The sequence below is a fragment of the Nocardia sp. MDA0666 genome, assembly GCF_003023875.1.
Lineage (GTDB): Bacteria > Actinomycetota > Actinomycetes > Mycobacteriales > Mycobacteriaceae > Nocardia > Nocardia aobensis.
This window is the reverse complement of the sequence record NZ_PYHT01000013.1, coordinates 70,899-84,588: the sequence shown is the minus strand read 5'-3', so window position 1 is coordinate 84,588 and position 13,690 is coordinate 70,899. Positions and strand designations below refer to the sequence as shown.

12 protein-coding genes are annotated in these 13,690 nt (G+C 67.0%); 5 read left to right on the top strand and 7 right to left on the bottom strand.

What is annotated here, in order from left to right; genetic code table 11:
* Window positions 1–11: 11 nt before the first annotated feature.
* Window positions 12–2,195, bottom strand: coding sequence for an excinuclease ABC subunit UvrB (gene uvrB, locus C8258_RS19185; RefSeq protein WP_106956445.1), 2,184 nt, complete (start codon window positions 2,193–2,195; stop codon window positions 12–14).
* Window positions 2,196–3,055: 860 nt separating this feature from the next.
* Between uvrB and C8258_RS19180 the strand changes: the two genes are divergently transcribed.
* The 3 genes from C8258_RS19180 (at window position 3,056) to C8258_RS19170 (ending at window position 5,321) form a co-directional block, all read left to right on the top strand.
* Window positions 3,056–3,619, top strand: a complete 564-nt coding sequence (locus C8258_RS19180; RefSeq protein ID WP_106956444.1) for a hypothetical protein — start codon at window positions 3,056–3,058, stop codon at window positions 3,617–3,619.
* An 85-nt stretch (window positions 3,620–3,704) separates the two neighbouring features.
* Window positions 3,705–4,229, top strand: a complete 525-nt coding sequence (locus tag C8258_RS19175) for a DUF402 domain-containing protein (protein ID WP_036500617.1) — start codon at window positions 3,705–3,707, stop codon at window positions 4,227–4,229.
* 129 nt (window positions 4,230–4,358) lie between these two features.
* Window positions 4,359–5,321 carry an aldo/keto reductase gene (locus C8258_RS19170; RefSeq protein ID WP_106956369.1) on the top strand — a complete coding sequence of 321 codons (963 nt, stop codon included), beginning with the start codon at window positions 4,359–4,361 and terminating at the stop codon, window positions 5,319–5,321.
* Between the two features lie 23 nt (window positions 5,322–5,344).
* Here C8258_RS19170 and coaE read toward each other — a convergent pair whose 3' ends face one another.
* Entirely contained in the window at window positions 5,345–6,541 is a 1,197-nt protein-coding gene (gene coaE / locus C8258_RS19165) for a dephospho-CoA kinase (protein WP_106956368.1), read from the bottom strand.
* 290 nt (window positions 6,542–6,831) lie between these two features.
* Here coaE and C8258_RS19160 point away from each other — a divergent pair, with 290 nt between their 5' ends.
* Window positions 6,832–7,038: a hypothetical protein gene (locus C8258_RS19160; RefSeq protein ID WP_083870720.1), complete on the top strand. Its 207-nt coding sequence runs from the start codon at window positions 6,832–6,834 to the stop codon at window positions 7,036–7,038.
* A 54-nt stretch (window positions 7,039–7,092) separates the two neighbouring features.
* Here C8258_RS19160 and C8258_RS19155 read toward each other — a convergent pair whose 3' ends face one another.
* Both C8258_RS19155 and rpsA read right to left on the bottom strand, forming a co-directional pair.
* Window positions 7,093–8,622: a phospholipase C gene (locus C8258_RS19155; RefSeq protein ID WP_106956367.1), complete on the bottom strand. Its 1,530-nt coding sequence runs from the start codon at window positions 8,620–8,622 to the stop codon at window positions 7,093–7,095.
* Between the two features lie 218 nt (window positions 8,623–8,840).
* Window positions 8,841–10,310: a 30S ribosomal protein S1 gene (gene rpsA / locus C8258_RS19150; RefSeq protein ID WP_036500565.1), complete on the bottom strand. Its 1,470-nt coding sequence runs from the start codon at window positions 10,308–10,310 to the stop codon at window positions 8,841–8,843.
* A gap of 474 nt (window positions 10,311–10,784) precedes the next feature.
* Between rpsA and C8258_RS19145 the strand changes: the two genes are divergently transcribed.
* Window positions 10,785–11,666 carry a class I SAM-dependent methyltransferase gene (locus tag C8258_RS19145; RefSeq protein ID WP_106956366.1) on the top strand — a complete coding sequence of 294 codons (882 nt, stop codon included), beginning with the start codon at window positions 10,785–10,787 and terminating at the stop codon, window positions 11,664–11,666.
* On the opposite strand, the gene C8258_RS19140 is transcribed toward C8258_RS19145, so the two are convergent.
* The 3 genes from C8258_RS19140 to C8258_RS19130 form a co-directional block, all read right to left on the bottom strand.
* Window positions 11,641–12,450, bottom strand: coding sequence for a hypothetical protein (locus C8258_RS19140; protein WP_199195765.1), 810 nt, complete (start codon window positions 12,448–12,450; stop codon window positions 11,641–11,643). The genes C8258_RS19145 and C8258_RS19140 overlap by 26 nt on opposite strands.
* Before the next feature lie 109 nt (window positions 12,451–12,559).
* Window positions 12,560–12,739 (bottom strand): hypothetical protein, encoded by a 180-nt coding sequence (locus C8258_RS19135; protein WP_062998936.1) that lies wholly within the window; start codon window positions 12,737–12,739, stop codon window positions 12,560–12,562.
* On the bottom strand, window positions 12,739–13,677 hold the full coding sequence (locus C8258_RS19130; protein WP_106956365.1) for an SPFH domain-containing protein: 939 nt from the start codon (window positions 13,675–13,677) through the stop codon (window positions 12,739–12,741). Before C8258_RS19130 ends, C8258_RS19135 begins: the two co-directional genes overlap by 1 nt.
* Between the last annotated feature and the right edge of the window lie 13 nt (window positions 13,678–13,690).

Here is a 13,690-nt window from a genome sequence, read left to right as displayed (position 1 = left end):
TGCGCGGGAACTCATTTCAGCCCGGCGGCATCCATACCACGCAACTCCTTCTTCAGGTCGGCGATCTCGTCGCGCAATCGCCCGGCCAGCTCGAACTGCAATTCGCGGGCGGCGTTCATCATCTGATCGGTCAGCTGGGCGACCAGATCCGCCAGTTCCGCGCGCGGCATATTCGCGATATCGCGGCCCTCGTACACCCCGGCGCTCACGGCGCGGCCGGGTTCGCCCTGGGCTCGGCGGCCGCGGCTGGCATTGCGCCCGGATCCGCCGACCTCCACCTCGGTCTCGTCGGCCTCACGGTAGACCTGATCGAGGATGTCGGCGATCTTCTTGCGCAGCGGTTGCGGATCGATGCCGTTGGCTTCGTTGTAGGCGACCTGCTTGGCCCGGCGCCGTTCGGTCTCGTCGATGGCATGGCGCATCGAATCGGTCACCTTGTCGGCGTACATGTGCACTTCACCGGAGACGTTGCGCGCGGCACGCCCGATCGTCTGGATGAGGCTGGTGGCGCTGCGCAGGAAGCCCTCCTTGTCGGCGTCCAGGATCGCGACCAGCGACACCTCCGGCAGGTCGAGGCCCTCACGCAGCAGGTTGATGCCGACCAGCACGTCGTATTCGCCCAGCCGCAGCTGCCGCAGGAGTTCGACGCGGCGCAGCGTGTCGATCTCCGAATGCAGGTAGCGCACGCGCACACCCATGCCCAGGAGATAGTCGGTGAGATCCTCGGCCATCTTCTTGGTGAGGGTGGTGACCAGGACGCGTTCGTCGCGTTCGGTGCGGGTGCGGATCTCGTGCACCAGATCGTCGATCTGACCCTTGGTCGGCTTGACCACCACCTGCGGGTCGACCAGTCCGGTCGGGCGGATCACCTGCTCGACGAATTCGCCGCCGGTACTGCCCAGTTCGTACGGGCCGGGCGTCGCGGACATGTACACGGTCTGGCCGATCCGGTCGGCGAACTCCTCCCAGGTGAGCGGGCGGTTGTCCACCGCCGAGGGCAGCCGGAAACCGTATTCGACGAGGTTGCGCTTGCGCGACATATCGCCTTCGTACATGCCGCCGATCTGCGGCACGGTCACGTGCGACTCGTCGATGATCAGCAGGAAGTCCTCCGGGAAGTAGTCGAGCAGCGTCGCCGGCGCCGAACCGGCCGGACGGCCGTCGATATGCCGCGAATAGTTCTCGATACCGGAGCAGAACCCGACCTGCCGAATCATCTCCAGGTCGTATTGGGTGCGCATGCGCAGCCGCTGCGCCTCGAGCAGTTTGCCCTGCCGCTCCAGATCCGCGAGCCGCTGTTCGAGTTCGGTCTCGATATCGGCGACCGCGCGCTCCATCCGATCCGGCCCGGCCACGTAGTGGGTGGCCGGGAAGATGCGCAGGGTGTCGACCTGGCGCACCACATCGCCGGTGAGCGGGTGCAGGTAGTACAGCGCCTCGATCTCGTCACCGAAGAACTCGATTCGGACCGCGAGTTCCTCGTAGGAGGGAATGATCTCGACGGTATCGCCGCGCACCCGGAAGGAACCGCGGGTGAAGGCCATGTCGTTGCGCGTGTACTGCACATCGACCAGCAGACGCAGCAGCCGGTCGCGCTCGACCTCCGCGCCGACCTCGAGCTGCACCGAGCGGTCCAGATAGGACTGCGGGGTACCCAGGCCGTAGATACACGAGACCGAGGCGACCACCACGACATCGCGGCGCGAGAGCAGGCTCGAGGTCGCCGAATGGCGCAGCCGCTCCACGTCGTCGTTGATCGAGGAGTCCTTCTCGATGTAGGTATCGGTCTGCGCGATGTAGGCCTCGGGCTGGTAGTAGTCGTAGTAGGAGACGAAGTACTCCACCGCGTTGTGCGGCAGCATCTCGCGCAGTTCGTTGGCCAGCTGGGCGGCCAGGGTCTTGTTCGGCGCCATGACCAGGGTCGGGCGCTGGACCCGCTCGATCAGCCAGGCCGCGGTGGCCGATTTGCCGGTACCGGTGGCGCCGAGCAGCACCACGTCCTTCTCGCCGCCACGCAACCGCCGCTCCAGCTCCGCGATCGCGGCGGGCTGGTCACCGGCGGGCCGATGCTCGCTGACGACCTCGAACCGCCCGTCGGAGCGTTCGATCGCCCCGATCGGCCGGAATTCCGAATGCGCCAGCGGCTGCTCGCCGGGTGCGTCCGAATCCGCAGGGATCTCCGTTGCGAAAGCCATGGTCACCAGGGTAAGCCGCGGCACCGACAAGTTCCGGCGCCGTGATCGCGGGCACAGCGACACCCGGCGATCATCTTTCGGCCACGACTGCGTATCGACGGGCACGGGCGCTGCCGCCGGGTGGTCCGGGCGCCGCCCTGCGACTGCGACCGCGGCGGCGGATGCACCGGCCACTCAGGGCAACCACACGGCAAAACCAGCGGCCCACCGACCCCCGACGCGAGGACCATCACAGCGGGCTCGGCCGACGCCCCGCACCCACACCGGCTCGTATCGTCCACGGCGAACCGGAGCCGCCCGATCGGACGTCCACACAACCGGCCGGCGGCGGAACCGGTTCAACCCTCCGGAACACGTCCTATCCCAATCATTTCGACCGGAACCGCGTCACCTGCGCCACAATTCCCGGCCGACCCGTTCGGACATTTCGAACAATTCGATTCATGCCACCAAATTTCGACCACAACAGGCCGGACGCACTGCCCCGCAGAATAATTCGACAATTCACCCAAGCTACGGCACTGCCCCGCACAGCGGCGCCACCGAGTGCCACCGCCGGCCATGGTGACAGGCCCGGCCGGAGGTTTGCCGGGCCCCCGGGAGCATTGCCTCGGCAACCGCGCGCACCGCAGTGAATCAAGCGCCCAAATGCCCGAAATGTCTGGTAGAGCAGGGCGGCTCGACGATAACGACACAGCCGAATCAGCCGGATTCCGTGTCGTTTTCACCCCGCCGGAGACGGTTGCCCGGGTGTACGCTGATCCGGTCGGAAGTCGAGAAGGGCAAGTGTAATGGCCGGTTTCCTCGCTGAACGTGTCACCCGGACTCTGCGCACTGCCGCGCCCAATGGAGTCAGCCCAATGCCGTCGAGTCGCAACATTCCGGGCCGAAAAACACCGATTCCGGTGCCACCGTCGGGCACGGCACACAGACCGCACGTCGAATATTTCGACATCGCCGATCTCACCAGAACCGATTCCCGCGGTTTCGTCCATTCGGTCGACAGTTATCACGCCGAGCCGTGGGGCCTGTATCTGGTCCGGGCGGCCGACACCCCGCCCTATCGCTACACCGAGACCTGGCTCCTGCCCAAGCAGTCGGTCCGCGTCACCATGCATCACGTCAACGCGGCGCACGATCGCGATCCGATCTATCACATCTATATCGGCAACTTCGCCAAGATCGAGCCGAAGCGCTGGCGGGCCGAGTACCACTACATCGACATCGTCGCCCGCAACGGCCGCGTCTGCGAGCTGCACGGGGTCGACGAACTGTTCGCCGCGCACGCGGCCGGCCACGTGTCGGCCGAGACGGCCCAGCGGGCGTTCGAGCAGGCCACCGCAATCGTCGACGGCATCGCCTCGCACGATCACAACTTCGAACGCTGGCTCACCACCCAGGGCGTCACGCTGCACTGGCTGTAACCGCGTCACCACCCGCTCGCGCCGATGATCATCGAATCGCGGCGCGAGCGGGCGTTTCGCGGGCCGGCGACGGTAGATTCGGGGCATGACGCAGGGGCATGTGGTCGATCTGCATCGGCCGAAGATCGAGTACTTCGACCTCGCCGGGTCGACCAATACAGATCCCAAGGGTTTCGTGCGGCCGGTCGAGACGTATCGGACCGAGCCCTGGGGCCTCTACATGGCCCGCACCGCCGATCATCCGGAATTCCACTACCTCGAGTCCTGGCTGCTACCGCAGCTGTCGCTCCGCGCCACGGTCTTCCACTTCCGCCCGACCCACCCGCGCGATCAGGACTTCTACCTCGATATCGGTGATTTCTCCCCGGCGGGCCCGCAGATGTGGAAGTCGGTCGACCACTACCTCGACATCGTCGTGCGCACCGGGCGGGAGGCGATTCTGCTCGACGTCGACGAATTGCTGGCCGCCCACGCCGCCGGATATCTGAGCGCGTCCGAGGCCCAGCAGGCGATCGAGGCCGCCACCGCTGCGATCGACGGAATCGCCGCCCACGGACACGATTTCGAAGCCTGGCTGCGCTCCCGAGGTATCACCCTCGGCTGGCGGTGAGCCCCGGCGCCGAGTTCTGTGCGACGGAGGCAGGAAGGAGTCGGGCTGCGCCGAACTCTTCTCCGCGGTGGGCCCACGCCACTAGGGTCCAGCCAGGTCGTTCACGTCCCCTCGAGAACCGGGAGAGCCATGGGTGAGTCGTCGTCGTTGCGTCGTGTCGGCAGTTCGGGGCTCGCGGTCTCGGTCGTCGGGCTGGGCACCAACAATTTCGGGATGAAGCTCGATCTCGAGCAGAGCAGAGCCGTGCTGCACGCCGCGCTCGACCACGGCATCAACCTGATCGATACGGCCGACTCCTACGGGGAATCGGAGCGGCGAATCGGCGAGATCCTGCAGGGCAGACGCGATGATGTCGTCATCGCGACCAAGTTCGGCAACGATGTGCGCCGCCTCGGCGGGGACAACGGCGAGGACTGGGGCGCGCGCGGCTCACGCCGCTACATCCGCCGCGCGGTCGAGCAGTCGCTGCGCCTGCTGCGCACGGACTGGATCGATCTCTACCAGCTCCATCGCCCGGATCCGGACACGCCGATCGAGGAGACGCTGTCCGCGCTGGACGATCTCGTCCACGAGGGCAAGATCCGGTACCTGGGCCATTCCAACTTCACCGGCTGGCAGACCGCCGACGCCGAATGGACCGCACGCACCCGCAATCTCGAGCGGTTCATCAGCGCGCAGAACGAATACAGCCTGCTGCAGCGTGGGATCGAGGCCGACCTGGTGCCGGCGCTCGAGCACTACGGGATCGGTCTTCTGCCCTACTTCCCCCTGGCGAGCGGTCTGCTCACCGGTAAATACAAACGCGGCGTGCCCGCGCCCGAAGGCAGCAGAATTCAGGCGTGGGGCCGGGAATCCGCGCTCACGGACGCCGTTTTCGACATCGTGGAACAGCTGGAGGGTTTCGCCGCGCAGCGGTCGATCACCCTGCTCGACGTCGCCATCGGCGGTCTTGCCGCGCAGCCGGCGGTGAGCTCGGTGATCGCCGGTGCGACCTCCCCCGAACAGGTGGAGGCCAATGTGAGGGCCGGGCAATGGCAGCCCACCGCCGAGGACCTCGCGGAGATCGACCGAATCACCTCCGTATCGCACTGACAGCGGAACGGGGTGGAGCCTTGTCAGACGCGCGGAACCCGCTCGTAGACCTTGTCGAACCAGGGTTCCTTCACCGACAGGTACGCCTCGACGGCCTCATCTCGCACCTTGCCCGTCGCCTCCGCCTCGCCGCGGCGCTTGATCTCCAAGTACTCGGCACGGGCGTCGGCGTCGGCGCGCAACCAGTCACGGAAGTCCAGGGCGAACCGCTGTCCCGGCGAACCGTCCACGCGCACATGGACATTCGCGAGCCGCCCGGGATCGGCGTTGCCGTGCAGACGTTTCGCCCACAGCTCGGCATCGGTGCCCGCGGGATCCTGGGGCGTCGGCTTCGGATTATCGCCGGTGACCGAGTCGATCCGCGGAAAACCGGCGGCGGCCAATCGATCTCGCAGCGCGTCGGCCGTCGCGAGGTCGGCGACCGTGATCTGAATGTCGACGACATCCTTGGCGGCCAGCCCCGGCACGGCGGTGGAACCGATGTGATCGATGCGGCGGGCGTCGCCGCCGCAGGCCAGCCACAGCCGGCCGATCAACCGCTGCGCCTGCGCCGGCCAGTGCGGGTCCGGTTCGACCACCCGCACCGGCCCGGTCGAGCGCGCCGCAGTCCCGGTGCGCACATTGTGTTCGAAGGGCAGCAGGCGCTGCTCCCACAGCGCTCGCACCTGCGGCGCCAGCGCCTCGGCATCAGAATTGTTGTCCAACAGGACATCTGCGGCCGCACGCCGTTGATCGTCACTCGCCTGCGCCTTGATCCGTGCCAGCGCGTCGGCACGGCTCACGCCACGGAACTGCTCGAGCCGGTGCACGCGCGTCTGCTCGTCGGCCATCACCACCACGACGAGATTCATCATCGCGCCGAGATTGTTCTCGACCAGAAGCGGAATATCCTGCACCACAACGGCGTCCGCGGGCGCAGCGGCGATCAGCTCGGTGGTGCGCCGGCCGACCAGCGGATGGGTGATCGAGTTCAGCGTCGTGCGCGACTGCTCGTCCGCGAAGGCGACCGCCGCGAGCGCCGGGCGGTTCAAACTGCCGTCCTCGGCCAGAATGTCCGGGCCGAACGCCGCGACCAGTGCGGCCAGGCCCTCGGTGCCGGGTTCGACGACCTCGCGGGCGATGGCGTCGCTGTCGACCAGCACCGCCCCGTGTTCCACCAGCAGCCGCGCCACCGTCGACTTACCCGCTCCCATGCCTCCGGTGAGACCGATACGCAACATTTCCCCAGTCTCGCATCCACTGCCGGCGTCCGCGCCCGCACCCCGGCCGCGGGCCGAGCGAGGTGATTACCCATCGCGTGTTTCTTTTTCACCTCATCCACGCGGTATTACCCATTCCGTGACGCCGGTGATATCAATTCGCAACTTTTTCCGCGCGATACCGACCTGGAGTCGGCAACTTTCCGACACGCCGGGTCCGAAGTCACGCAAAATCCGCAGCCCCACACTTTTGTTCCGCTACTGTTTCGCCCCGGGCGATCCAGGCCATCCGAGCTAGCGAAGGACGATCATTGGGCACCACACACATCCAGTCGGGTCGCCACCGGCTGGGTTTGGCAGGCACCGTGCACTGCATTCGGATACCCGCCGTTGCGGCAGCACTGGCCGAACATCGCCGTTCGTGGTTGACCGCCCTACTCAGCCCGGCCCGGCACAGCTTCGCGGCCATGCGCAGCCGCAGCGGCGCCACCCGCTGGATTCCCGCCACGGCGAGCTGACCAGTACATCGAACGTTCGGCGGCCCACCGGAGACTCGGCGGGCCGCCGGTATTTCACACCAGACCGCTCGGGCTTCGGCGTGAACCCGGTTCCTGGCTCGGCATCGCATTCGGTGGCACCGGATAGGGAATTCCCTTGTCGTTGGTGCCGAGCGCGATATTCGGACCACATTGCGCCAGAGCGGCATCCGATTTCGGTCTCGGATCGGTAATTCGCGGCGGCACGGAATCGGGTGCCGAACCGAAATCGAAGGCCGAGGTCATATCACCGGTGACGCTGCGCCGCCAGGCAGTCAAATTCGGCACGTCCACGCCGAAACGACGTTCCAGCAAACGCAATTGCGAGGTGTGGTCGAAGGTCTGCGAGGCGACCAGGCCGCCGCGGGAATACGGCGAGATGACGAAACACGGGACGCGGTAACCCAATCCGATCGGGCCCGCGACACCCTTGGCCGCGGGTACCCGGCCGAGGTCCACGGTGAGATACTCCCCCGGCGTGCCGGGCGGCGGGGTCGGCGGGGTCACGTGATCGAAGAATCCGCCGTTCTCGTCGTAGCTCACGATGAGCGCGGTCTTCTCCCACACCTTCGGATTGGAGGTGAGGATGTCGAGCACCTGCATGATGCCCACCGCGCCCAATGCCGGTGGCAGCGCGGGATGTTCGCAGTTGAACAGCGGCGGAATCACCCACGACACCGAGGGCAGCCGGTCGGCGGCCACGTCCGCCGCGAAATCCTGCGGATAGACCGGAGCCTTGCCGCGCCTGGCCAGCTCGGAGTTCGGATCCGCGGCCTGTTTGAAACAGCCCATCATGCCGTCGAGGATCACCGACGAGATCGGGCCGAGGTCGCGGTTGTTGTAGATCTTCCAGTCGACGCCGGCCTCGGAGAGGTTCTCCGGGTAGGTGCGCCAGCTGTAGGCGTTCTGCGGGATCAGCGTCGGCGTCTCCACCAGCGGACCGCCGGCCAGACCGTCGGGGTCGATGGTGGCGGAGACCCAGTACAGCCGGTTCGGGTCGGTCGGGCCGAGGACCGAGGAGTGGTAGTGGTCGCAGAGGGTGAACGCATCGGCCAGCTCGTGGTGAATCGGGATATCGGCGCGGGTGTAATATCCCATGGCCGCAGGACCATTGGCAGCGCCGACGCCGGCCACCGACATCGGCATCCAGCGGTCGTTGCGGCCCCCGTTCCACGCCTCGTGCATACCGCCCCAGGAATGATCGGGATCGTTGATGCATTCGCCGTCCAGGGTCGCGCCGCGGGTGGTGTCGAGCCGGAACGGGACGATGAACCCGTCGGCGGTGGGCCCGACGCCGGGTGCGTAGCCGTACTGCTTCCACACCGGCGAGGCGTCGTCGAAACCCCGTACGCCGGACAGGGTTCCGAAGTAGTGGTCGAACGAGCGATTCTCCTGCATGAGCAGGACGAAATGCTCGATATCACCGAGCCCGCCCATGCCCGCCGGGTCGGCCGCGTGCGCACGCTCGATGATCGGGTTCGCCCAGGCGGCCAGCGCCCCGACCCCACCGGCCGCCATGGCCTTCGCCAGGAAATCACGCCTCTTGATGCCGTCGAACAGACCCATGCCGGTGCCGAGACCTTCCGCGTCGGTGAAAACAACAGTGCCGGATGACAAGACCACGTCAGCCGACAAGACCGTGCCGACTGACAGAGGACAGCGGCAGATCCTCGCCGAGAATAATGGACCGGCGGTAGCGATGCGGTGACGGGCTGAATGGGCAGCCCGGAAATGGGCGAAGGCCCCGGTCCATCGGACCGGGGCCTTCGTGTCAGCTCAGCGAATTACGCGTTGCCGGACAGCTTCTCACGCAGCGCGGCGAGCTGCGCGTCGCTGGCCAGCGAACCGCCGGCCGACTCCGAGGAGCTGGAGGACGAGCTCTGCGCGCCGCTCTCGGAGGAGTAGTTACCGGAGGCACCGCCGTTGGCGGCCTCGGCAGCGGCGTCGGCCGCCATCTTCTCCATCTGAGCGGTGTGCATCTTGTGGCGACGCTCGGCCTCGGCGTAGCGGCCTTCCCACTCTTCCCGCTGCTTGTCGAAGCCCTCGAGCCATTCGTTGGTCTCGGGGTCGAAGCCCTCGGGGAAGATGTAGTTGCCCTGCTCGTCGTAGCTGTCGGCCATGCCGTACTTCGACGGGTCGAACTCGGCGTGGTAGTCCTCGTTCGCCTGCTTCAGCGACAGCGAGATCCGGCGACGCTCCAGGTCGATGTCGATGACCTTGACCATCGCGTCGTCGCCCACGGCCACAACCTGGTCCGGCACCTCGACGTGACGCTCGGCCAGCTCGGAGATGTGCACCAGGCCCTCGATGCCCTCTTCGACGCGCACGAACGCACCGAACGGAACCAGCTTGGTGACCTTGCCGGGCACGATCTGGCCGATGGCGTGGGTGCGGGCGAACTGACGCCACGGGTCTTCCTGGGTGGCCTTGAGCGACAGCGAAACCCGCTCGCGGTCCAGGTCGACGTCGAGAACCTCGACGGTGACCTCCATGCCGACCTCGACGACCTCGGACGGGTGGTCGATGTGCTTCCAGGACAGCTCGGAGACGTGCACCAGACCGTCGACGCCGCCGAGATCGACGAACGCACCGAAGTTGACGATCGAGGACACGACGCCCTTGCGGACCTGGCCCTTCTGCAGCTGGTGCAGGAATTCGCTGCGAACCTCGGACTGGGTCTGCTCCAGCCAGGCGCGGCGGGACAGAACCACGTTGTTGCGGTTCTTGTCCAGCTCGATGATCTTGGCCTCGATCTCCTTGCCGACGTACGGCTGCAGATCGCGGACGCGGCGCATCTCGACCAGGGACGCCGGGAGGAAGCCGCGCAGGCCGATGTCGAGGATCAGACCACCCTTGACGACCTCGATGACGGTGCCCTTGACGGCCTCGTCCTTCTCCTTGAGCTCCTCGATGGTGCCCCACGCCCGCTCGTACTGAGCCCGCTTCTTCGACAGGATCAGGCGGCCTTCCTTGTCCTCCTTGGTGAGAACGAGGGCCTCGACCTCATCGCCCACGGAAACGACCTCGGCCGGGTCGACATCGTGTTTGATGGACAGTTCGCGGGAAGGGATGACGCCTTCGGTCTTGTAACCGATGTCGAGCAGAACCTCGTCGCGGTCGACCTTGACGATCGTGCCTTCGACGATATCTCCGTCGTTGAAGTACTTGATCGTCTTGTCGATGGCGGCGAGGAAGTCCTCGGCGGAGCCGATGTCGTTGACGGCTACCTGCGGCGAGGTGACGGTGGTGGGCATATGTTGGGTTGCTCCGGACGGATTGTGGTCGGTAGTGGACATTGGAACTCTCGGTTTTGCTGTGAAGTCACAGCGGTGGAACTACGTTGACGGCCATGCACAGCACATCGCTGCGACACAGCACAACGCTGTACTCACTGCAGAAACTCACAGCACCGGCTGCGAAATCACAGCCCGCGGGCGACTTCCGAAATCCGTAACCCCTGCGCCCGGTACCGAGCGCTACAGTACCGACAGCGGCTACGCAAATGCCGAAGACACTCGCGGGAAACAGCGTACGCGACGTGAGTTACGCCAAGCAAACACGGGTCCCCGCCCGCATCATGATCATACGGCCGCACCGAACACCGTTCCCGCACAGTGTGGTACCCGTCACGGCCCGGAGGTATTCACCCCGCTCGCGCGCACCCCGGCGGGCACATCCCGACGGCGTCCGCGAGGGCCCGCCCCCGGCCGTGCCATACGCTGCGAACCATGTCCGACGACCCGCATCCGGCCCTCCTCGACGACGCTCGCCACGCCCAGGCCAACGCCCTGCTCGGCACCGCGCGGGTGACCCGCACGAGCGTCGGCTCGGCCGTCAGCGAGCGCGCCAACCGGCGCTGGTGGGACGCCGACGCCGCGCAGTACCACGAGACCCACGCCGATTTCCTGGGCGTCGACTCCGAGGCCGGAGAATTCGTCTGGTGCCCGGAGGGCTTGCACGAGGGCGACTGGCATCTGCTGGGCGAGGTCACCGGGCGGCGGGTGCTCGAGATCGGCTGCGGATCGGCGCCGTGTTCGCGCTGGCTCGCGGGCCGGGGTGCGCATCCGGTCGGACTGGATCTGTCGCGGGCGATGCTCGACCGCGGACTCGCGGCCATGGCGCGCGGCGGCCCGCGGGTGCCGCTGGTGCAGGCCGGTGCCGAGGCGCTGCCGTTCGCGGACGAGTCGTTCGATCTGGCCTGTTCGGCGTTCGGCGCGATCCCGTTCGTCGCCGATGCCGCCCAGGTGATGCGGGAGGTGGCCCGGGTGCTGCGGCCGGGCGGGCGCTGGGTGTTCTCGGTGAATCACCCGATGCGATGGATCTTCCCCGACGATCCGGGCCCGGACGGACTGCGCGCCACGATCCCGTATTTCGACCGGACGCCGTATGTCGAGGTCGACGCCGACGACGAACCGATCTACGTCGAACATCACCGCACGATCGGCGATCGGGTCCGCGACATCGTCGGCGCGGGCCTGATCCTGCTCGACATCGTCGAACCCGAATGGCCGGAGTGGCTCGAGCGCGAATGGGGTCAGTGGAGCCCGTTGCGCGGTGAGATCTTCCCCGGCACAGCCATTTTCGTTACCGAGAAGCCGCCGCGGCATTAGCCCGCGCGGCTCGTGGCAGCGGCGGCGACGCCACCGTCGCCTTGCCGTCGGACACCGAGGTCTGCGCGGGAATGGGCGTGGTCTTGCCCGGATCCGGCTTGGCCACCGGTGTGGCGGGCGCCGCGGCGGGCTCCGTCCGACCCGTGGGGGTCTTACCCGTGGGCGCCGGCTTACCGGTCGACGCCTCCGCACCGCCCGGACCGGGGAACGGCGGCAGCGCCGCGAACCGCGGATCGATGCGCGCGGTCCGGCTGACGTGGGTGATCCAGCGCCGCGCGCGGGTCAGCGGATGGTCCGGGAACTGCGAATCCCAGCGCGCGTCGTCGGCGACGTTGTAGGGCAGCTTGCCCTTGACCTCGGGCGCGTACGGATGCGGCGGGAACATGTTCGCGAAGCCGACCTTCGGCACGACCGCGGCCTCGCGGACGCCGGACCGGCCGGTTTCGGGGCACATGATCTTCACGATCGCGCTGCACCCGGCCTTGGGCACGACGATTCCGGCGGTGAAGCCCAGTCCGGTCGCCTGATCGGCCAGCGGGAACTTCTCCAGCCGCAGCAGGGCCGGCTGGGAGTCCACACTGATGGCATGTGCCTCGATCAGGCAGCCGAACTCGGCCTGCAGTTCGGTGAGGCGGCGGCGCAACGTGTCGATGTCGGACAGCGGGGCGGGTAAGTCCGGTACCAGATCGATATAGCTCAGCGTGATGATGTCACGGGTGGCCGGATTCCCCCACGTGGTCTGGTCAAGCTGCTGCAGTCCCCCGGTTTCGAACACGATTGGCACGCAACCAAGCTACCCATTCGTGACCTTTTCGCACTTCCTGGGGCGTTTTGTGTTCAAGGCGTGACCACCTGGTAATAAATACCGGACGAAACGGGTGTCAGGTTTGTTTTCATTCGGGGGTCTCCCCGGCCCGCCGCGGGGAGCGCCCCACCTGATCGAGCGCCATCCGCAAGGCGTACTCGATCTGAGCGTTGATGCTGCGCAGGTCGTCGGCCGCCCACTTGGCTATCGCCTCGTGGACGGCCGGATCGAGCCGGACGAGCACCTTCTTGGGCTCGCGCTTGGCCATCAGGAGTAGAGCGTTCCGGTGTTGACGACGGGCTGAGCGGACCGATCGCCACACAGCACCACCAGCAGATTCGACACCATCGAGGCCCGCCGCTCCTCGTCCAGGTCGACCATCCCCTCCTCGGTGAGCCGCTGCAGCGCCATGCCCACCATGCCGACCGCACCTTCCACGATGCGGCTGCGCGCGGCCACCACCTGCGCGGCCTGCTGGCGGACCAGCATCGACTGGGCGATCTCCGGCGCGTACGCCAGATGCGTGATGCGCGCTTCGAGAATCTCGATACCGGCGAGCGCGGTGCGCTCGCGCAGTTCCGTGGTCAGTTCCTCGGCGACCTCGGCGCCGTTGCGCAGGCTGGTCGGAGCCGGGTCGTCGGCCCCGACGAGAGCGGGCGTCATCGCCACGGCCGCGGGCACCACATCGGGGGCGGCGTCGTAGGGGTGCACGGTGGCCAGGTGCCGGACCGCGGCCTCGGACTGGGTCTGCACGTACTCCTCGTAGTCGTCGACGGCGAAGGCGGATTTGAAGCTGTCCACGACCCGGTAGACCACCACGGCCGCGATCTCCACCGGATTACCGTCGAAATCGTTGACCTTCAACTTCTGTGTCTCGAAGTTGCGGACCCGCAACGAGATTCGCCGTCTGGTGGTCAGCGGCAGGGTCCAGAAGAAGCCGGCGTCGGCGACCGAGCCGACGTAGCGGCCGAAGAACTGCAGCACCTTGGCCTCGTTCGGGCCGACGGTGGTGAGTCCGGTCAGCAGGATCACCGCGCCCGCGAGGATCACATAACCCGCGACCGCGCCGATCGCCGCGCCGGCACCCCCGCCCGAACCGGCGGCGCTGGAGGCGGCGACCCCGCCGATCAGTCCGGCGGTGCCGACCACCAGCAGCACCAACAGCATCAAGAACCCGTTCAGCCGGAAGGCCGGACGCAGCGACATGACATCCTCCCAA

Excerpts from the sequence above, each read along its gene's own strand:
- uvrB (WP_106956445.1), bottom strand. The coding sequence starts at position 2,195 with ATGGCTTTCGCAACGGAGATCCCTGCGGATTCGGACGCACCCGGCGAG.
- C8258_RS19180 (WP_106956444.1), top strand. The coding sequence starts at position 3,056 with ATGCCGTCGAGTCGCAACATTCCGGGCCGAAAAACACCGATTCCGGTG.
- C8258_RS19175 (WP_036500617.1), top strand. The coding sequence starts at position 3,705 with ATGACGCAGGGGCATGTGGTCGATCTGCATCGGCCGAAGATCGAGTAC.
- C8258_RS19170 (WP_106956369.1), top strand. The coding sequence starts at position 4,359 with ATGGGTGAGTCGTCGTCGTTGCGTCGTGTCGGCAGTTCGGGGCTCGCG.
- coaE (WP_106956368.1), bottom strand. The coding sequence starts at position 6,541 with ATGTTGCGTATCGGTCTCACCGGAGGCATGGGAGCGGGTAAGTCGACG.
- C8258_RS19155 (WP_106956367.1), bottom strand. The coding sequence starts at position 8,622 with ATGGGTCTGTTCGACGGCATCAAGAGGCGTGATTTCCTGGCGAAGGCC.
- rpsA (WP_036500565.1), bottom strand. The coding sequence starts at position 10,310 with ATGCCCACCACCGTCACCTCGCCGCAGGTAGCCGTCAACGACATCGGC.
- C8258_RS19145 (WP_106956366.1), top strand. The coding sequence starts at position 10,785 with ATGTCCGACGACCCGCATCCGGCCCTCCTCGACGACGCTCGCCACGCC.
- C8258_RS19135 (WP_062998936.1), bottom strand. The coding sequence starts at position 12,739 with ATGGCCAAGCGCGAGCCCAAGAAGGTGCTCGTCCGGCTCGATCCGGCC.
- C8258_RS19130 (WP_106956365.1), bottom strand. The coding sequence starts at position 13,677 with ATGTCGCTGCGTCCGGCCTTCCGGCTGAACGGGTTCTTGATGCTGTTG.